Origin of the sequence: Bacillus safensis FO-36b (assembly GCF_000691165.1) — a bacterium.
In the GTDB taxonomy this organism is placed as follows: Bacteria; Bacillota; Bacilli; order Bacillales; family Bacillaceae; genus Bacillus; species Bacillus safensis.
This window is the reverse complement of the sequence record NZ_ASJD01000015.1, coordinates 1-16952: the sequence shown is the minus strand read 5'-3', so window position 1 is coordinate 16952 and position 16952 is coordinate 1. Positions and strand designations below refer to the sequence as shown.

General features: G+C 42.0%; 22 protein-coding genes, 2 tRNA genes and 1 pseudogene. 16 read left to right on the top strand and 9 right to left on the bottom strand.

Translation table 11 applies throughout. From position 1 onward, the window contains the following. Nucleotides 1–21 precede the first annotated feature (21 nt). Nucleotides 22–1224 (top strand): MFS transporter, encoded by a 1203-nt coding sequence (locus BA81_RS17850; RefSeq protein ID WP_034284096.1) that lies wholly within the window; start codon nt 22–24, stop codon nt 1222–1224. Nucleotides 1225–1364: 140 nt separating this feature from the next. Then, entirely contained in the window at nt 1365–2153 is a 789-nt protein-coding gene (locus tag BA81_RS17845; RefSeq protein ID WP_034284093.1) for a GNAT family N-acetyltransferase, read from the top strand. Here BA81_RS17845 and BA81_RS17840 read toward each other — a convergent pair. Then, the gene (locus BA81_RS17840; RefSeq protein WP_034284091.1) at nt 2145–2618 is read right to left on the bottom strand and encodes a GNAT family N-acetyltransferase; all 474 of its coding nucleotides are present in this window, start codon (nt 2616–2618) and stop codon (nt 2145–2147) included. The two genes, BA81_RS17845 and BA81_RS17840, sit on opposite strands and share 9 nt — an antisense overlap. Nucleotides 2619–2659: 41 nt before the next feature. Here BA81_RS17840 and BA81_RS17835 point away from each other — a divergent pair, with 41 nt between their 5' ends. Beyond that, on the top strand, nt 2660–2929 hold the full coding sequence (locus BA81_RS17835; protein WP_034284090.1) for a YesK-like family protein: 270 nt from the start codon (nt 2660–2662) through the stop codon (nt 2927–2929). On the opposite strand, the gene BA81_RS17830 is transcribed toward BA81_RS17835, so the two are convergent. From BA81_RS17830 to BA81_RS17820, 3 genes are all read right to left on the bottom strand, one after another. Beyond that, nucleotides 2926–3465 (bottom strand): GNAT family N-acetyltransferase, encoded by a 540-nt coding sequence (locus BA81_RS17830; RefSeq protein ID WP_034284087.1) that lies wholly within the window; start codon nt 3463–3465, stop codon nt 2926–2928. The genes BA81_RS17835 and BA81_RS17830 overlap by 4 nt on opposite strands. Beyond that, entirely contained in the window at nt 3462–3857 is a 396-nt protein-coding gene (locus BA81_RS17825) for a VOC family protein (protein WP_024425420.1), read from the bottom strand. The genes BA81_RS17830 and BA81_RS17825 overlap by 4 nt, the downstream gene beginning before the upstream one ends. 68 nt (nt 3858–3925) lie before the next feature. After that, entirely contained in the window at nt 3926–4549 is a 624-nt protein-coding gene (locus BA81_RS17820) for a GNAT family N-acetyltransferase (protein ID WP_034284085.1), read from the bottom strand. Nucleotides 4550–4698: 149 nt separating this feature from the next. Here BA81_RS17820 and BA81_RS17815 point away from each other — a divergent pair, with 149 nt between their 5' ends. The 6 genes from BA81_RS17815 to BA81_RS17790 all read left to right on the top strand — a co-directional run bounded on the left by BA81_RS17815 (nt 4699) and on the right by BA81_RS17790 (nt 8781). Continuing rightward, complete coding sequence (locus BA81_RS17815) at nt 4699–5250, top strand: TetR/AcrR family transcriptional regulator (RefSeq protein WP_034284083.1); 552 nt, start codon at nt 4699–4701, stop codon at nt 5248–5250. An 85-nt stretch (nt 5251–5335) separates the two neighbouring features. Next, nucleotides 5336–5878, top strand: coding sequence for a dihydrofolate reductase family protein (locus BA81_RS17810; RefSeq protein ID WP_034284082.1), 543 nt, complete (start codon nt 5336–5338; stop codon nt 5876–5878). Nucleotides 5879–5986: 108 nt separating this feature from the next. Beyond that, complete coding sequence (locus tag BA81_RS17805) at nt 5987–6460, top strand: MarR family winged helix-turn-helix transcriptional regulator (RefSeq protein ID WP_034284080.1); 474 nt, start codon at nt 5987–5989, stop codon at nt 6458–6460. Continuing rightward, nucleotides 6444–7067, top strand: coding sequence for a nitroreductase family protein (locus BA81_RS17800; RefSeq protein ID WP_034284077.1), 624 nt, complete (start codon nt 6444–6446; stop codon nt 7065–7067). The genes BA81_RS17805 and BA81_RS17800 overlap by 17 nt, the downstream gene beginning before the upstream one ends. 17 nt (nt 7068–7084) lie before the next feature. Further along, nucleotides 7085–8137, top strand: a complete 1053-nt coding sequence (locus BA81_RS17795) for an LLM class flavin-dependent oxidoreductase (RefSeq protein WP_024425426.1) — start codon at nt 7085–7087, stop codon at nt 8135–8137. Nucleotides 8138–8487: 350 nt separating this feature from the next. Continuing rightward, nucleotides 8488–8781 carry a hypothetical protein gene (locus tag BA81_RS17790; RefSeq protein ID WP_034284074.1) on the top strand — a complete coding sequence of 98 codons (294 nt, stop codon included), beginning with the start codon at nt 8488–8490 and terminating at the stop codon, nt 8779–8781. A 33-nt stretch (nt 8782–8814) separates the two neighbouring features. Here BA81_RS17790 and BA81_RS17785 read toward each other — a convergent pair whose 3' ends face one another. Continuing rightward, complete coding sequence (locus BA81_RS17785) at nt 8815–9378, bottom strand: helix-turn-helix domain-containing protein (RefSeq protein WP_034284073.1); 564 nt, start codon at nt 9376–9378, stop codon at nt 8815–8817. 110 nt (nt 9379–9488) lie between these two features. Between BA81_RS17785 and BA81_RS17780 the strand changes: the two genes are divergently transcribed. Further along, nucleotides 9489–10076, top strand: a complete 588-nt coding sequence (locus BA81_RS17780) for a LysE family transporter (protein WP_024425429.1) — start codon at nt 9489–9491, stop codon at nt 10074–10076. Between the two features lie 4 nt (nt 10077–10080). Here the strand turns inward: BA81_RS17780 and BA81_RS17775 are convergent, their stop codons facing one another. Further along, entirely contained in the window at nt 10081–10632 is a 552-nt protein-coding gene (locus BA81_RS17775; RefSeq protein ID WP_034284071.1) for a GNAT family N-acetyltransferase, read from the bottom strand. A 126-nt stretch (nt 10633–10758) separates the two neighbouring features. Between BA81_RS17775 and BA81_RS17770 the strand changes: the two genes are divergently transcribed. Both BA81_RS17770 and BA81_RS17765 read left to right on the top strand, forming a co-directional pair. Beyond that, nucleotides 10759–10944, top strand: coding sequence for a CsbD family protein (locus BA81_RS17770; RefSeq protein WP_034284069.1), 186 nt, complete (start codon nt 10759–10761; stop codon nt 10942–10944). 148 nt (nt 10945–11092) lie between these two features. After that, the gene (locus tag BA81_RS17765; RefSeq protein ID WP_034284068.1) at nt 11093–11755 is read left to right on the top strand and encodes an O-methyltransferase; all 663 of its coding nucleotides are present in this window, start codon (nt 11093–11095) and stop codon (nt 11753–11755) included. 36 nt (nt 11756–11791) lie between these two features. Here the strand turns inward: BA81_RS17765 and BA81_RS17760 are convergent, their stop codons facing one another. Next, a complete protein-coding gene (locus tag BA81_RS17760; protein ID WP_034284067.1) occupies nt 11792–12118 on the bottom strand; it encodes an AzlD domain-containing protein in 327 nt (108 codons plus the stop codon). Continuing rightward, the gene (locus tag BA81_RS17755) at nt 12115–12840 is read right to left on the bottom strand and encodes an AzlC family ABC transporter permease (protein ID WP_034284066.1); all 726 of its coding nucleotides are present in this window, start codon (nt 12838–12840) and stop codon (nt 12115–12117) included. The genes BA81_RS17760 and BA81_RS17755 overlap by 4 nt, the downstream gene beginning before the upstream one ends. A gap of 297 nt (nt 12841–13137) precedes the next feature. Between BA81_RS17755 and BA81_RS17750 the strand changes: the two genes are divergently transcribed. Both BA81_RS17750 and BA81_RS17745 read left to right on the top strand, forming a co-directional pair. Beyond that, nucleotides 13138–14013, top strand: coding sequence for a DMT family transporter (locus BA81_RS17750; protein ID WP_034284064.1), 876 nt, complete (start codon nt 13138–13140; stop codon nt 14011–14013). Nucleotides 14014–14076: 63 nt separating this feature from the next. Then, nucleotides 14077–15096, top strand: a pseudogene (locus BA81_RS17745) (S66 family peptidase). Nucleotides 15097–15131: 35 nt separating this feature from the next. On the opposite strand, the gene gltP reads toward BA81_RS17745, so the two are convergent. Then, complete coding sequence (gene gltP, locus BA81_RS17740; protein WP_024425437.1) at nt 15132–16382, bottom strand: glutamate-aspartate/proton symporter GltP; 1251 nt, start codon at nt 16380–16382, stop codon at nt 15132–15134. A 369-nt stretch (nt 16383–16751) separates the two neighbouring features. On the opposite strand from gltP, the gene BA81_RS17735 reads away from it, so the two are divergent. Beyond that, a tRNA-Arg gene (locus tag BA81_RS17735) sits at nt 16752–16828 on the top strand. Nucleotides 16829–16839: 11 nt separating this feature from the next. Continuing rightward, a tRNA-Gly gene (locus BA81_RS17730) sits at nt 16840–16913 on the top strand. Nucleotides 16914–16952 lie beyond the last annotated feature (39 nt).

The following is a 16952-nucleotide window of genomic DNA, read 5'->3' as shown; positions in this document are numbered from 1 at the left end:
AGTAAAGGGGAAACAAACATCATGCAAAAACCGATTCGTGAGCAAAAAGCAGTACTCGTTATTTTATTAAGTAATATATTTATTGCGTTTTTAGGCATCGGTCTCATTATTCCTGTCATGCCGCTATTCATGAATGTCATGCATCTAACAGGAAGTACAATGGGATACCTTGTGGCGGCGTTTGCCGTTGCTCAGCTCATCGCATCACCTATTGCAGGTAGATGGGTAGACCGCTACGGAAGAAAGATTATGATTGTGTCTGGGCTGTTTCTATTCGCATTATCAGAACTCGTTTTTGGTCTTGGTACACACGTGTATGTTCTGTATGTTGCAAGGCTTCTAGGCGGTATTAGTGCGGCATTTATTATGCCGGCTGTCACTGCGTATGTCGCAGATATTACGACCGTTCAAGAAAGATCAAAGGCGATGGGTTATGTCTCTGCGGCCATTAGTACCGGTTTTATCATTGGCCCGGGAATTGGCGGGTTTATTGCAGAATACGGCGTACGCCTGCCATTCTTCTTTGCGGCAGGGATTGCGTTTATTGCCGTTATTTCGTCTATGTTTATGCTGAAGGAGCCTTTAACAAAAGAAGAGCGAGCGAAGCAAATGAATGAAGTGAAAGAATCGACTTTCTTTAAAGATTTGAAAAAATCAATTCATCCAAGCTACCTCATCGCCTTTATCATTGTGTTTGTCCTCGCATTTGGACTATCTGCATATGAAACAGTCTTTAGCTTGTTCACAAATCATAAGTTTGGATTTGGTCCAAAAGATATTGCCGTGATCATTACCGTCAGCTCGATTGTGGCTGTCATCATACAAGTACTTGTGTTTGGTAAACTGGTAAATGCCCTAGGAGAAAAAAGAGTCATTCAGCTATGTCTGATTATCGGGGCTGTCCTTGCTTTCGTTTCAACTGTTGTTTCAGGCTTTTTGGTTGTTCTGATTGTCACATGTGTCATTTTCCTTGCGTTTGATTTATTACGTCCAGCATTAACGACCTTCTTATCTAAAATCGCTGGCAACCAGCAAGGATTTGTCGCAGGAATGAACTCCACCTACACAAGCCTAGGTACGATTTTCGGGCCGGCACTTGGCGGCATCTTATTTGACCAAAATATTCACTTCCCATTTCTATTCGCAGGTGTTGTCTTATTTCTTGGATTAGGCTTAACCCTGATTTGGAAGGGAAAAGTGTCAGAAGAGGCAGCGGCAGAATAATGTCATGCAGAAGTAAGAGACCTTTTAACTAAGGTCTCTTTTTTTAATTGCGTTATTGATGCAGAAGAATTCCTTTTGCTGAAAAGAGACCTGAATGTCAGCAGCTTTTTCTTTATAATGGAAGGAAAGGAGGAGAAATCGTGCATCTCTTAGAACGGCAAAAGACACCATCAATGAAAAAAGGAATTCGGCAGATTGATCCGGCATATCCAGTGTTTGTAGATGCGGTCATGGATGGTTTTATTCAAGGAAATCTTTATGTAGATAATGAAGCGCATCCGCTTGTTTATTTTCTCGAAGCTTCATGCGGCATTTATTATGTAGCAGGAAGGAATGAAGCGGAGCTGTTACGCTGCTCAGCCTTTATTGTGGATGTGTACGAAAGGCAGAAAAGACAAAACGGCCGATTTACCATATTTTCAGCAAATCCATTAACAGATGCGATGATGAAAAAATGTCTTGGGTCACATCTGAATGAAATGAAAAGACATGCGTACGTTTATTCACAGGCATATTCTCATGCCACTCAGCCTCATCAAGGCTATAGAGTAGAGCGGACAAATGAGCAGGTGATGACTGCAAGCAGGACTTTTCCTCCCAGCTATTACGAAGCCTATTGGGGAGAAACAGCTCGTTTTCTATCAAAGGGAATCGGGATTGCCATTTTAGATGGAGAGAACGTGGTAAGTGAATGTGTCTCTATTTTTTCAAGTAAGGATCGTGCGGAGATAGATATTTGGACAGATGAAACATATCGAGGAAAAGGTTTGGCACTGCTGGCAGCTCAGCATATGATCAGCATCTGTCTTGAAAAAAAGAGGACACTGCATTGGGATTGCGATGTCCATCACCTAGCTTCAATCAAACTAGCAGAGAAGTTAGGCTTTCAGAGGCTCAAAACCTATCGATTGTTTTATGGTTCAAGATGAGAAGGTTTTGAGATACCAAGCATCCATTGCAGAATGCTCAGAGCCTTCAAGCGGTTCTGAAAGAAGAGAAAAGCCATACCGCTGATAAAGACCTATAGCCGCTGTTAATTCCCGGCGCGTCTCTAAATAACACGTTTCATAGTATGTAGAGGCATATTCCAGCGCCGTATCCATCAGTTTTTTGCCCGCACCTTTTCCTTGTGCTTTTGGACTTAAATAAAGCTTTTGTAATTCACATACTCCATTTGTAAATGGAGCAATCCCTATACCGCCCACAATCTCACCCTGCTCTTCAGCAATCCAATAGGCTGCATGAGTCAATGATTGATAGTATTCGAAAAGCTGGTCAAGTTGGGGGTCAGTGTAGGCTGTTCCTTCAATCGCTAGATTCGCTGATTCTAGTGAGCTGCGGATGATCGCTGCGATATACGGGTTGTCTTTTTGCTCAATGGGTCTAATGTTCATTTGAAGTACCTCCATTGTTATGGGTTAGGAGTTGATATCACATGTTCTGGCTGCAAACCGCCTTTTTTACAATCGTTGTCTTGTGTCTCTCATGGTGGGCAGGGAAAAGACGCCGGCAGCGCCATGCGGGGTTCATTGTCCCTATATGCTTGATTTTATTTGGTTTGGTTTTATTGATTGTCAGTTTTTTTATTGGCAGATGGGAAGGCATGGCGCTTAGTCTAGCGAGTGTCTCTATCGTTCTATCTTCCATTATTTGTTTAATCATCGTCACTGGGATTCAATTTTTTAAAAAAGACGACTTTTCTTAAACAGGAGCATCTGTATTCATCATGTGGTTATATTCTTCACGAAGGATGCCCATGATGATGACATCTGAGTATGTACCGTTGAAATAGAGCGCTTGGCGTCTTTTTCCTTCATATTGAAATCCGGCTTTCTCATAGCTTCGAAAGGCCCTTGGATTGTGGGAAAAGACTTCAAGCTCAAGACGGTTGAGTTCTAATGTGTCAAAGGCAAATGCTTGAACCATACGAACCGCTTCAGTGCCATAGCCCTTTTGAAAATGCTCCGGCCCGTGAAGCGCAATGCGGAAGCTTGCCGTATGATTGATTGGATCAATGTCCACAATCGCCGCATCCCCAATCATCTCTTTCGTGTCTAGCAGACAAATAGCGAAATCTCGTCTGCTGTCATCTTGCAAAAAGCGGGTATAGGCGGAGCGGATTTCTTCTAGTGTGAACGTTTTGCGTGTGCCAGTCATATAAAGTGTCTCTGCATGCTGGCATCCTCTTTGAATACCAGGATAATCTTGCTCTTCAATCGGTCTCAAAAATATACGAGTCATGACGGATCACCCTCCTCTATATATCGAGAGATTTCAATTAAATTCAGATCAGGATCACGGATATAAACAGATTCAATTGGACCTAATGTACCGGTGCGTCTGACCGGTCCCTCTTCAATGGGGACCACTTGCTTCCGGAGGTGCAGCAGCAAACTGTCCATGTCTAAATCGGTGATAAAGCACAAATCATGAGATCCAGGAAGAGGATGAGCCGCTTTTGGCTCAAATTCATGACCAGCTTCATGAAGGTTGATTTTCTGTAAACCAAAACGAAGCGCTTTACGGCCTTCACCAAAAGTTTCTTCCTTCATCCCTAATACGTTTGTATAAAAGCGAATGGTGTCCTCCATATGTTGTACAGTCAACACGATATGATCAAGTCGTCGTATCATCAGTCTCTCCTCCAAGTATGATCATTGATTGAACTGCCTCTATTATATCATCACCTGACGAGGATACCTTATTTAATCACGGTTTTATAGCTCCAGCTTTCCAAGGACATTTCCTTTCCGCGCAGTACCCTTTCATCAAACTCCATCCAGCCATTTTTCCGGTAGAAATGACGATTGGCCTCGTTGTGTGTCATCAGTGTGAACAGTCCGCCGCCTTGCCGGGCGATAAAGGGAAAAAGGCATTGCCTTAACATGCGGCTTCCGAGTTTTTTCCCTTGCTCGTCTTTTGCCACGACAAGTGCTTCTAAATACCAGTAAGGCTGCTTTAAGGAAGAACATGCTTTTTTCGCCTCCTTTAATACACGGAACACTTGCTGAATCGCCGATATACCGCCAGTGAAGAGCAGCTTTAACCCACCTGACAGCACATAATCCATGACGCCTGGTTCAGGAAGACGCGGATGCTTTAAAAGGGCAGCAGTCACAATTTTTTCGTTCTCAACCCCGACCAAACAGATTTGATGCTGAAAATACACCTTTGTATTGACCAAATGCAACTGACGAGCGAAAGCAGACCGGTTTTTGACCTTTTCACATAATAGGTCAAAAAATGAATAGTCCTGAAACGAATCATCTAACAACTCTGCCACTTGAGGTAGTTCATCCTCTCTAGCAAGTCTGAAATGAAACATATGATGGTCCTCCTTTACTGAACACATATAGATTATTGAACATGTGTTGATTATAATAAGAAGTAAACCAATCGAACATCGGCAATGGATAAAATCCTGTTCATAAATAGACATTTGGCGCCTGATTGTTCAGCAATGGAGGGGATGTCATGAAGGATAGACGAACAATCAAAACAAAAAGAGCCATTCGGGAAAGCTTTCTTGAGCTGTTAAAGGAAAAGGAAGTGCAGCAGATCACGGTATCAGAGCTATCAAGGAAAGCGGATTTAGGCAGGGGAACCTTTTATTTGCACTATCAAGATGTGTTTGATTTATATGAACAGCTTGAGAAAGAACTATTCGATCAGCTCGGGGGATTATATGATGAAACCTTTCCAAGTCAGGACCCTCTTGATATGCTTTCCTTTTTAAACAAAACGACGGAGTACTTGAAAGAGAATCAATCTATGTTGACGTTATTTGTAAAACCAAATGGCCCAACCACCAATCAATTCAAAGCCTTTTTCAAAGAAAAAATCATGAAAGAGTGGCAGCATGATCAGCGGCCGATTACAGAAAATGAACAAATCGAAGCCTCTTTTGTCGTGTCTGGTGTCGTGGGTGTACTCGAGGAATGGATTCACGAAGAAATGACCATTGATGCCGGCAAGCTCGCGCATAAATTATACGAGCTTCTCGTCAAGGTGGAACAGGAATCGTAAAAAGGGAGAAAGTTATGTAGCCTTTGTCTTTCCTTTTTGATAAAATAGAATATATGTTCTTATTTGAAGTAAGGGAGTGGTGGGTTTGAGTGAGAAAAGGAAGCTGCTTTTTTATGGGGCGATGAGTATCGATGGATATTTAGCGAGAGAGGATCACCGCCTCGATTGGCTGATAGGGACAGAGGGCGAAGAAGAAACGAGCTATGACACCTTTTATGCGTCAGTCGATACGCTGATCATGGGGCGCAATACATATGAACAAGTGCTTCAGCTGTCACCAGATGGGTTTCCTTATGAAGGAAAGACTTGTTATATCATGTCACGTACGTTACAAGACAGTTTGGAAGGAACGCATATCATTCGCGAAGATATCTTATCATTTGTCAAAAAATTAAAGAATGAAACAGGCCGGCATATTTGGATTGTCGGCGGCGGGGGACTGCTTCAATCTTTCATACAAGCAAGATTGGTTGATGAGCTTTTTCTTCAAATCGTACCTGTCATGATTGGAAGAGGAATTCCTCTATTTTCACCGGCGGATCTGGAATCTAGGTTTTCATTACAGGGAGTACATCAATACAAGCAAATTGCTGAAATGCATTTTATCTTAAAAGAAGAGGATCACTGAACCAAGGTGGTCTTTTTTTTATGAAATAAACTCGTTGACAAGAAAATATCCTAGTGTTAGGATAAATTTATCCTAGTTTTAGGATTTCTTGAAAAAGGAGTAGTTGCCATGGTGCAGCATGATCATGAATTAGATTTAAGGCTATTCCGCGTGTGGATGAAAGCCTATCAAGCCCTTTTTACAAATATCCAAAAAGACATTGAACGTTATGATATCGGATTTGAAAACTTTCAAATCCTAGAATTGCTCTACAGTAAAGGGCCTCAGCCTGTTCAAAAAATCAGCGACATCCTGTCAATCCCAAGTGGAAGCATGACATATGTCGTGAACAAACTAGAAAAACAAGAACTGGTGAAAAGGCAATGTGCGCCTTCAGATAAGCGGGTCTTTCATGTACGGCTGACGGAAAAAGGGAAGCAATTGTTTGACGACATTTTCCCTAAACACACAGAGGTCATTTCACAAAATCTAGCCTTTATTGAAATAGAAGAAAAAGAGCAGCTCATTGAATTACTGAAAAAAATCGGTTTAGGTGCAAAACAACTTCGCGAAAAGGGGAAACAAGATGACACTCAGCTTTGATACGTTGGTACGTGAAAGACGATCCGCATCAAATTTTTTGCCAAATATCTCGATTTCGAGAGAAGAGCTTAACAGCATATTTGAAGAGGTCAAGCTGGCACCATCCGCTTTTAACTTACAGCACACACAATATGTTGTCGTCCAAACAGAAGAGCTGAAAGAACAAGTAAGAGAAGCGGCATTTGGACAATATAAAGTGCACTCTGCTTCAGCAGCGATCATCGTACTCGGAGATCCAAATGCTTATGAGCACGCAGGGAACATATATGAAGGCCTAAAAATGCTAGGCATTATCAATGCGCAGCAATATGAAGAAATGGTCAGAGAGACCGTGAGCTTTTATGAGCAGAGAGGAGCAGATTTCCAGAAGGAAGAGGCAATCCGCAATGCTTCATTATCTGCCATGCTGTTTATGCTTGCCGCTAAAAATAAAGGCTGGGATACTTGCCCGATGATCGGTTTTGATCCCGAAACAATGAAAAAGGTATTAAACATTCAATCAGATTTGGTTCCTGTGTTAATGATTACACTCGGAAAAGAAAAAGTAGAGAGCAGACAAGCGAGAGGCTATAGAAAGCCAGTTTCTGAATTTGTGACATATTTATAAGATAGGGGGTTCCCATCATGGAACTAGGAATTAGTACATTTGTTGAAACAACACCCGATTTTCAAACAGGAAAAACAGTCAGTCACGCACAGCGTATTCGAGAAGTAGTAGAAGAAATTATTTTAGCAGATCAAGTCGGTCTCGATGTATTTGGCGTAGGTGAGCATCACCGTGAGGATTTCGCCGCATCGAATCCAGCTGTCGTCTTAGCGGCTGCAGCCACACAAACAAAAAATATTCGTCTGACAAGTGCAGTGACAGTCCTTTCATCAGCAGATCCTGTTCGTGTCTTTCAGGATTTTGCAACGCTGGATGGACTATCAAACGGACGTGCAGAAATTATGGCAGGCCGTGGTTCATTTATTGAATCATTTCCGCTCTTTGGCTATGACCTGGATGACTATGAAGAATTATTTGAAGAAAAGCTTGATTTGCTGCTCAAATTACAGCAGTCAGAGCGTGTCACATGGAGCGGAAAGCACCGCCCGTCCATTCAGGATGTTGGCGTGTATCCAAGACCTGTTCAAGATCCGCTTCCAATCTGGATCGGCAGTGGAGGAAACCGTGAATCCGTCGTACGTGCTGGATTACTAGGGTTACCACTTGTACTTGCAATCATTGGCGGTAGTCCTAGACAGTTCGCACCGCTCGTTCAGCTGTACAAGCAAGCGGCAGTGCACGCTGGACATGACCCTGAGAAATTAACTGTAGCATCACATTCTCATGGATTTGTTGCGGCAGAAACAGACCTGGCAGCAGATCAATTCTTCCCATCTACACAGCATGTGATGAACACATTAGCGAGAGAGCGAGGCTGGGGACCTTATACTCGTTCTACGTTTGATGCAGCCAGAACTTTAGAAGGCGCGCTGTATGTAGGAGATCCAGATACCGTGGCAGAGAAAGTCATTCACCTTAGAAAAAATGTAGGCATCACACGTTTTATGCTTCATGTACCGGTTGGTTCAATGCCGCATGATCAAGTGCTAAAAGCCATTGAGCTATTTGGAAAAGAAGTGGCTCCTAAAGTAAGAGAAGAGGTTGCCCGCTGGGAAGCAGAGCAAAAATAAATAAAAAGGCCGATCAAGAGAATAGGCTTGATCGGCTTTTTCTTATGCTTAAGGATCAATGACACATGGTTTCACTGTAGGACATGAGGCGGCAGAAGCAAATGGTGTGGTCGTCAAAGTGAAGAGGAAAACAAGTTGAAAACAGATGAGCCATTTTTTCATGAAATCACCTCCGTTCACAATTGTTTCACTAGATTGAGATGAGGATAAAAGCATAGAAGTATGTAACACGCTCTATCCAGCATAAGACAATGATATCATAATTTTCAAAATAATTAAAAAATAAACTTACAAAAGTTCTAAATTATGGTATAGTTTATACGTTCAACAAAAAAGGGAGGGATTTTTTTATGAAAAAGGTCATGTCTTCTGTTTTGGTTGGAGCAATTGTCTTAACGGGTGCTGGAGTCACAATTGCTCCAGTGGAAGCAAAGGAGCAAACAAACAGTGAAATAACGGCTCAGGCCAGTCGAACTGTTTCAGTAACAAGAACATATACGACATCAAACATCCCAGAAAGTATTGTATATGCAGAGGATGGCTGGGTCGGGATTTTAAAACAAACCTCTATTAAAGAATTAGGATTAGGAAAATATAGTGTCACATTTACTGGAACAGTGGTACGCGATCCAGGATTTAATTAAATAAAACGCAAAGCTGACAGGTGGACAAGCCTGTCAGCTTTTTTCATGAGGATAATAAAGAATCATTTGCATTCGGACCATTTGTTCCCCGGTTTGTTGATACGTGTGCGTCCGGTCCGCTTTAAAACGAATAGAGTCTCCGGCTTTTAAGGTGTATTGTTCATCACCAATGGATAAATCAAGGACTCCCTCAAAAACAGTGATCAATTCCTCTGTTCCCCCAATGTGTTCACTCGCACGAAGCGACCCGCCTCGATCAATTTCCACTCGGTACATTTCAAATTTCCCCCGGTTATCAAAAGGAAAAGTCGTGTACACACGATATCGTCCGTCGTCCTCAGTTAAAACCTGTGCATCTTCCTTGCGTACTACCTTGATTTCAGGCTGCGGTGAGTGAATGAGCTCACTAAAAGATACTTTTAATCCGTTGGCGATTTTCCACAAAGTCGTGATGGTAGGGGTCGATTCTCCTCTTTCAATTTGTCCAATCATCGTCTTGCTGACACCAGTTAATTCTGCCATCTTTTCGAGGCTCAATTTTTTTTGATCTCTAAGTAGCCTCACATTTTTAGAAATAATCGATTGTACGTCTTCCATGAAAAAAACTCCTTTCTCTATTTACTTTATAAAGACCGAACGTTACAATAAAACACAACATACGCAATAAAGTAATTAAAGTCTATATAACGTATAAGGGAGGCGGCATTTTGATTGTATCCATGTTGATCTATGCTTTTGTTAGCAGCTTTACCCCAGGGCCCAACAACATCATGGCCATGGTCTTTACGAATAAATACGGGGTCAAGCAAACATTTCGCTTTTGTTTAGGTGTGGGTATCGGATTTCTCGTTATTTTGTGTTTGAGCTGCTTCTTTAATCTCATTCTTTATCAAGTGATGCCGAAAATAGGCTGGGTTATGGCGTTCATCGGAGCTGCATACATGATTTATTTAGCGGTCAAAATCATGAAAAGTAAAGGCGGGGATGACGAAACACTTGATCGCTACAATCATTTTATCCCTGGTATGATGCTGCAATTTATCAACCCAAAAGCGATTTTGTATGGATTGACTGTGATTTCAACATTTGTTTTGCCATATGGACAATCTAATATGCAGTATGTCATATGGACGCTGATTCTCGCACTCATTGGCTTTCTCGGTACATTCAGCTGGAGCTTATTTGGCTCTTTGTATAAGCGTTTTTTGACTGCTTACGAAAAACCGTTCCAGTATGTGATGGGGCTGCTTCTGATATACAGTGCGATTTCAATGATATGGGGCTATGTGATGTAAGTAGTCAGGAGCTTGGCCGCTGTCTGCCCATCACAACAGTATCATAATATAATCCGTCACTCAGCCGTTTATCGTTTTTTAATACGCCTTCAATCAAAAAGCCGTGGTTCTCATATAACCGAATGGCTTTTTTGTTCGTTTCCAGCACTTGAAGTGACATCTTCTGAATACCCTGCTGATCTGCCCAGTCGATCGAAGCGGCTAAAAGCTCTTTCCCGATGTGATAGCCCCAAGCATCTTTCTGGATGGCGACGCCAAATGTCACTTTGTGAGCAGATCGCTTGAGTAAATGGCCCTCGCATCTTGAAAAACCGACAATTTTTCCTTCAATAGCAGCGACCAAAAATAAATGCCGGCTTTGTTTAGTATCCTCTTGAATCAAAGCCTCAAATGCTTTTTCATCAAGAAAGGCTTCGCCTGGTTCACGGTCTAAATATTCTGTTTCACCATCGATTTTCAGTCTGAGAGCTGATAACTGCTTGGCATCAGCCGCTGAAGCGGACCGAATATGATAGGTCAACCCACGAACTGTGAATATCTTTTTAGAGATGATCATTAATGAGAACACCCACCCTTCTTTCCAGTATGTCTATCATACCTGAAACGTGTACATCGCACACTCAGATGTTTTGTATCTTTCAAAAAGGCTAAATGAATAGTATCAAACGTGGAGGTGGAACAAATGAGTAAAGAAAAAGGACATATGGATAAAGCGAAAGGAAAAACAAATCAAGTCAAAGGTCAAGTCAAAGAAAAGCTTGGTGAAGCAGCCGATCATCAAAACTTGAAAGCAGAAGGGAAAAAGGATCAAGCAAAAGGAAAGCTTCAAGATAAAAAAGGGGATGTCAAAAATAAGCTGAACGAGTAGAACCGAAACTAGTAGGTTGCTTCATGTATTCCTCATCACATGTCTTTCATCAAAAAAATGAATAGATATGTGAAAAGAATTGATTATACGCTCTCACGATCATCATGTAGACTTGAGAGAGAAGACATAATCAAGGGAGATGGATGAAATGGAGCACGTGTGGGAGAAAGTCGACGAGTATATCACAGACAAGCTGATCCCTAAAGATGATGTATTGGAGCAAACCCTTACTCATAATAAGCAAGCGGGTCTGCCAGAAATTGATGTGTCACCAGCCCAAGGGAAAATGCTTTATTTATTAGCAAAAACGAAGAATGCAAAGCGCATTTTAGAAATCGGGACACTCGGTGGATACAGTACTATTTGGCTGGCCCGTGCTCTTGAAGAGGATGGGGAACTCATCACGTTAGAGGTTGTCAGCCATCATGTACAGATCGCACAGCAAAACATCAGCAGAGCGGGCTTATCAGAACGGGTGAGCATTTTGGAAGGAAAGGCATTAGATACGTTATCTCAGTTAAAAGAGAAGGCTGCACTTCCATTCGATTTGATTTTCATTGATGCAGATAAACCGAACAATCCGAAATATCTGAAGTGGGCGTTAGATTTCTCGAAAAAGGGAACAGTCATTATTGCAGACAATGTTGTCAGAAATGGAGCCGTCCTTCATGACTCTGATGAGGATGAACGAGTACAAGGAACTCGTGAATTTTTCGATTTACTCAAACAAGAGCCGAGAATAGAGGCAACAGCGATTCAAACTGTTGGGGAAAAAGGTTATGATGGATTTGTATACGGAATCGTCAAATGAAACAAAGCTTAACCACATGTGGTTAAGCTTTTTCTTTTAGAAAAACCATCTAGCAGTGCCCATCAGCATGACGCCGACAAGAACAGTAAGTGACAAGCTTTTTGTCCAAACAGCAATGAGTACAGTAGGAGTCAAGACAGCCAGATACATCCAGTGGATAGTGACGCCTGTGCCTGTTGTTGTATGGATGAAGAGATGCTCTGCAATCAAAGCTGCAAAGATACAAATAGGAATAAACGATAACCATTTCAGCACCACTTCAGGCAGCTGAATACTCCGTACAAATATAAAGGGTACGACTCTCGGAATGACGGTGACGATCATACAACCAACAATGAGCCATAACATAAAGCTGCTGATCATTTATCTGTCACCACCCCAATGGTTGCGACAAGTACAGTAGCTATGAGAACAGCCACATGTGATGGAACAAAATGAAGCAGAACAAACATGGCAACGACCATATACAACACAAGCGACAGGCGATGAGTTAACTTATTTTTGGGTACTGTCTGTAACGAAAGGACTAGCAGTGCGGCAAACATCGCTGATAAAGCAAAATCAAGACCAAGCGCTTCAGGATTTGAAATCCAGTGTCCAAAAATGCCGCCAATTATGCAGGCTGCAATCCAGCATAAATACGCCGTTATGTTCAGTCCGTGCATCCACCTGTTATTCAGCTTTCCTTGCTGCGCTAATTTATTCACCGCTACACCGAAGGATTCATCAGTCAGCAAAAGACCGAACCCAATATTTTGTTTCACAGAGTAGCGTGTAAAATGAGGAGCAAGCGTCAGGCTGAGCAATAAATGACGCAGATTCACAATAAATGTGGTGAAAATAATGGCAGAAAGGGGACTCCCTGTCACAAGCAGTGCACAGATAATAAACTGTGAAGCACCTGCGTAAATAAAAATCGATAAAAGCGCAATGTCCCATATACTTAACTGTGCGCTAATTCCAACAATTCCGAAGGCAAACCCAATACTCATATAACCGAGCAGGGTTGGCACACAATCTTTTATTCCCTCAAGAAACGGTTCATGTTCCGTGCTGGGAATGTGTTTCCTCGCTTCAATATCCAACGTCCTCTACTCCTTTTCTCCGTGGCCACCAATAGTTTTACTTACTATATGAAAACGAATTCAGCATGTCAATACCCGTTTATCTTCTATTATATGAAGAAAAATGGTGACAAAAAAGGATTGAAGTCAACCAGAATTTGTTATAAAGTAGTCTGAAAATAAAAACAAATGAGGTGACGACAATGCTATGGAAGCCTTTATTTGAACATGATGTACCAAACACCCTCCGTCCATAACGGAGAGTGATCTCCGTTTGTGGATATGGCGGTCAATATATCCAGTAACGGAGGGGAAAAGATGAAGGAAAAATATATAGGCGCCCTTTACCTAGCAATCGCTGCAAGTATTTGGGGCGGCATGTACGTTGTTGTCAAAGTAACAGTAGCGGTGGTTCCGCCGCTTGAGCTTGTATGGATGAGATATGCTGTAGCAGGAATCGTGCTGGTGTGCACCATCTGGCGCTTGGGCTATTCCTTTCGATTAGATAAAAAAGATATCCCGCTTGTTGTCATGATCGGATTGATCGGAAATTTCCTATCAATTGTGACCCAAGAAATTGGCACCATGTATACGTCGGCACAAATGGGGGCTGTGATTACATCTGCGACCCCTGCTTTTATGGTGCTGTTTGCGTTCTTTCTATTAAAAGAAGCCATGACTGTTCGAAAGTGCGCATCCATCCTGCTTGCGACAGCAGGTGTATGGCTCATGATTGGACCAGTTGCAGTACAGACAGATGAATTTGTTGGTGGTCTTTCATTGGTCTTCGCTGCTTTAACCTGGGCGCTGATGTCTGTTTTGCTGAAACGAGTTCCAGGAAAATACCCTCAAGTCGTGACGACCACATATGCGATCATCATTGCATTCATTGTCTTAACACCACCTGCTTTATTTCGTTTACCTCATCTAGATGTGGAGCAGATGGCCAGGCCAGAGATTTGGGGCGGTATTCTCTATCTAGGCATCATCTCAACAGCTCTAGCATTCTTTTTGTGGAATAGAGGGCTTCAATTGATGGATGCCTCGAGCGGCGGTCTGTTCTTCTTCTTTCAACCGATCGTAGGGACAGCTCTTGGCTGGCTGCTTTTAGGTGAAGAGATGGGGATACGCTCATTCATTGGGATTCTGTGTATCTTTGCAGGAGTCTATACTGTATTGCGTCAAAAGGAATAAAAGAAGATGTCCCTTTTAACAGGGGCATCTTCTTTATAAATGAGAGAGGGAAAGGGAAACAGGATGATACAATTTCCGCATTTGCAAAAAGGACAAACAATTGGCGTCACAGCACCTTCCTCAGGTGTACAGCCATCTTTGCATGACATGTTTCAGCTTTCATGTGAACGAATGAAACATAGAGGTTATGATGTCATATGTGGAGAGACGGTCTGGCAGCAGGAAAAGGCAAAATCTGCGCCTGCGATAGAACGAGCAAACGAACTTCAGTACATGATGACATGTGAGGAGATTGATCACATCATCCCGCCATGGGGAGGACAGCTGCTTATGGAAGTGTTAGAGCACCTTGATTTCTCATCCATGCAAAAAAAGTGGATTCTAGGATACTCAGATACGAGTGCACTCCTGCTGGCGTTGACATTAAAAACAGGCATTGCTACAGCGCATGGGCCGAACTTAGTAGATCTTCAGGGAGAAGAACTTGATCAAACGACTGTCATGTGGGAAGAAGTACTTTCAACAAAAGGCGAAATGGACATAAGTCAGTTTTCTTCATCTATGTATCAAAAGGAATAGAAGCGTGACGATCCGATTAAACATGTCTTTCATTTAACAGAATCGACCTCATGGCATACGATTGATCAACAAGAAAAGACAGTAAAGGGAAGACTGCTGGGTGGCTGCATTGATGTCATACGTCATTTAGCAGGGACACCTTATGGGGACGTCAAAACTTTTCAGAAAATATTCATAAAAGATGAACCAATTCTCTGGTATTTCGAAAACTGTGAATTAAATGCTGCAAGCGTGAAGAGATCACTTGTTCAATTAAAACTAGCAGGGTGGTTTGATCACTGTTCAGGTATGATGTTTGGGAGAAGTGCAGTAGATGTGCCTGTTGAAGGGTATCAGTATCAGGATGTATATGAAGAATTACAAAAGGAACTACAAATCCCCATTTTTTACGATATAGATTGTGGGCATGTCCCGCCGCAAATGACGCTGATTAATGGGGCATATGCAGAAGTGCAGCTGCAACCTCAAGGAAAAGCCGTACTAAAGCAAACATTTTTAGCATAAAAAAGGAAAGGGTGAACCCTTTCCTTCATATAACATTACATCCCTTTTGTTTCTTCACCAGCTTTAGGAACTTCCCACGCTGACTCACGGAATACTTTTTCCCATTTAGATACGACAATACATGCTACGGCATGCCCTGGAACATTCACGCCTGTTCGTGCCATATCCATAATTCGGTCAACACCGGCTATGATGGCGACGCCTTCTGCTGGAAGACCGACTGCATGAGCGGTTGCCAAAAGAACAACGAGTGAACCGGATGGCACAGCTGCAATACCTTTACTCGTTAATACAAGAACCAGCATCATCAAAAGCTGCTGTGACAGACTCATGTCTACACCAAACGCTTGTGCAAGGAATACACAGGCAACCGATAAATATAAACTTGATCCATCGCAATTGAGAGAAAGACCAGATGGAATCACGAAGGAAACGATTCTTTTTGGACACCCGTATTTCTCCATTCGTTCCATCAATTGAGGAAGGACAGTTTCAGTGCTCGTAGTAGAGAAGGCAACAAGGAACAAATCCCAAATCATTTTTAATACTTCGAAGTAGTTAAAACGGAAGATCAGTGCGACCAGAGGGAATAAAGCAAAGAGAATAATGAATAATCCTAAAAATACAGTCCCGACAAGCTTCATCATTGGGATTAATAAAACAATGCCATATTGGCCGACAGAAGCAGCCATTAATGCAAGAACCCCAATAGGTGCTGTCACCATCACCATCTGTGTGAGCTTAAACATGATTTGTGCCACTGATTCAAAGAAGGTGAGAACAGGAGCAGAAGCTTTACCGATGCCGCTTGCCGCTACACCAAATAAGATGGCGAAGAAAATGACAGCAAGTAAATCATTCTGAGCCATAACATCGACGATATTGGTTGGAATGATATCTAATACCATTTGTTTAAAGTCAACGACCTTCTCAGTATAACCATCTAATTCCCCAATATCTTTCTTAGCTAATTTAGAGAAATCGAGGCCAACCCCAGGCTTTAGCCCGTTTGCCAATAATAATCCGATCCCAAGAACGATGGTTGTGATGACCTCAAACCAAATGATCGTCTTTAATCCAAGACTGCCCATTTTCTTCATGCCGCCGCTGCCGGCTGCACCAATAACAATGGTAGAGAAAACGATTGGAACAACGATCATTTTAATCAGCCTGATGAATCCATCTCCAATTGGCCTGAGTGCCATTCCGAAGTCAGGGAAGAAATGGCCGATAAGAGCTCCTATCACCAAAGCGATCATGATTTGAAAAGCGATAAACTTTTTCATCATCTCCTACCTCCTTTAAATGTCTGGAAAAGTATTAATAATTTTCCAATAAATAAAAATTCTATGTGGCCATGTTTTGTCCTCCTTTGTATTTAGAAAGATTTTATTTAAGAATCATTGGAATTATGAAGAAAGAGAAGAAAATAGGGCTATTACATGTCTATTGATCTAAGAAAAAATCAATTTTAAAAAACATGAAACTTTTTTAGAAAAATGTATTGACCCTTTTATGTGATTCATGGTATATTTTTATTCGTCGCTGATGACGTATTTGAAACGCAGACGTTCACACACATGCGGCAAACAAATTTTAAAAAGATGTTGACTTAAGAAAAACGATATGTTAAGATAATTAAGTCGCCTGATTAAGCGCCCGTAGCTCAATTGGATAGAGCGTTTGACTACGGATCAAAAGGTTAGGGGTTCGACTCCTCTCGGGCGCGCCAATACAAACCACGCGGGTGTAGTTTAGTGGTAAAACCTCAGCCTTCCAAGCTGATGTCGTGAGTTCGATTCTCATCACCCGCTCCATTTTGAACATGATCTTTGAAAACTAAACAAGACAAAACG

Coding starts and splice junctions, on each gene's coding strand:
- BA81_RS17760 (WP_034284067.1), bottom strand. CDS start 12,118: ATGATCAGCAGCTTTATGTTATGGCTCATTGTTGGTTGTATGATCGTC.
- BA81_RS17765 (WP_034284068.1), top strand. CDS start 11,093: ATGGAGCACGTGTGGGAGAAAGTCGACGAGTATATCACAGACAAGCTG.
- BA81_RS17795 (WP_024425426.1), top strand. CDS start 7,085: ATGGAACTAGGAATTAGTACATTTGTTGAAACAACACCCGATTTTCAA.
- BA81_RS17750 (WP_034284064.1), top strand. CDS start 13,138: ATGAAGGAAAAATATATAGGCGCCCTTTACCTAGCAATCGCTGCAAGT.
- BA81_RS17835 (WP_034284090.1), top strand. CDS start 2,660: ATGTTCTGGCTGCAAACCGCCTTTTTTACAATCGTTGTCTTGTGTCTC.
- BA81_RS17850 (WP_034284096.1), top strand. CDS start 22: ATGCAAAAACCGATTCGTGAGCAAAAAGCAGTACTCGTTATTTTATTA.
- BA81_RS17825 (WP_024425420.1), bottom strand. CDS start 3,857: ATGATACGACGACTTGATCATATCGTGTTGACTGTACAACATATGGAG.
- BA81_RS17785 (WP_034284073.1), bottom strand. CDS start 9,378: ATGGAAGACGTACAATCGATTATTTCTAAAAATGTGAGGCTACTTAGA.
- BA81_RS17775 (WP_034284071.1), bottom strand. CDS start 10,632: ATGATCATCTCTAAAAAGATATTCACAGTTCGTGGGTTGACCTATCAT.
- BA81_RS17770 (WP_034284069.1), top strand. CDS start 10,759: ATGAGTAAAGAAAAAGGACATATGGATAAAGCGAAAGGAAAAACAAAT.
- gltP (WP_024425437.1), bottom strand. CDS start 16,382: ATGAAAAAGTTTATCGCTTTTCAAATCATGATCGCTTTGGTGATAGGA.
- BA81_RS17805 (WP_034284080.1), top strand. CDS start 5,987: ATGGTGCAGCATGATCATGAATTAGATTTAAGGCTATTCCGCGTGTGG.
- BA81_RS17820 (WP_034284085.1), bottom strand. CDS start 4,549: ATGTTTCATTTCAGACTTGCTAGAGAGGATGAACTACCTCAAGTGGCA.
- BA81_RS17800 (WP_034284077.1), top strand. CDS start 6,444: ATGACACTCAGCTTTGATACGTTGGTACGTGAAAGACGATCCGCATCA.
- BA81_RS17790 (WP_034284074.1), top strand. CDS start 8,488: ATGAAAAAGGTCATGTCTTCTGTTTTGGTTGGAGCAATTGTCTTAACG.
- BA81_RS17815 (WP_034284083.1), top strand. CDS start 4,699: ATGAAGGATAGACGAACAATCAAAACAAAAAGAGCCATTCGGGAAAGC.
- BA81_RS17840 (WP_034284091.1), bottom strand. CDS start 2,618: ATGAACATTAGACCCATTGAGCAAAAAGACAACCCGTATATCGCAGCG.
- BA81_RS17830 (WP_034284087.1), bottom strand. CDS start 3,465: ATGACTCGTATATTTTTGAGACCGATTGAAGAGCAAGATTATCCTGGT.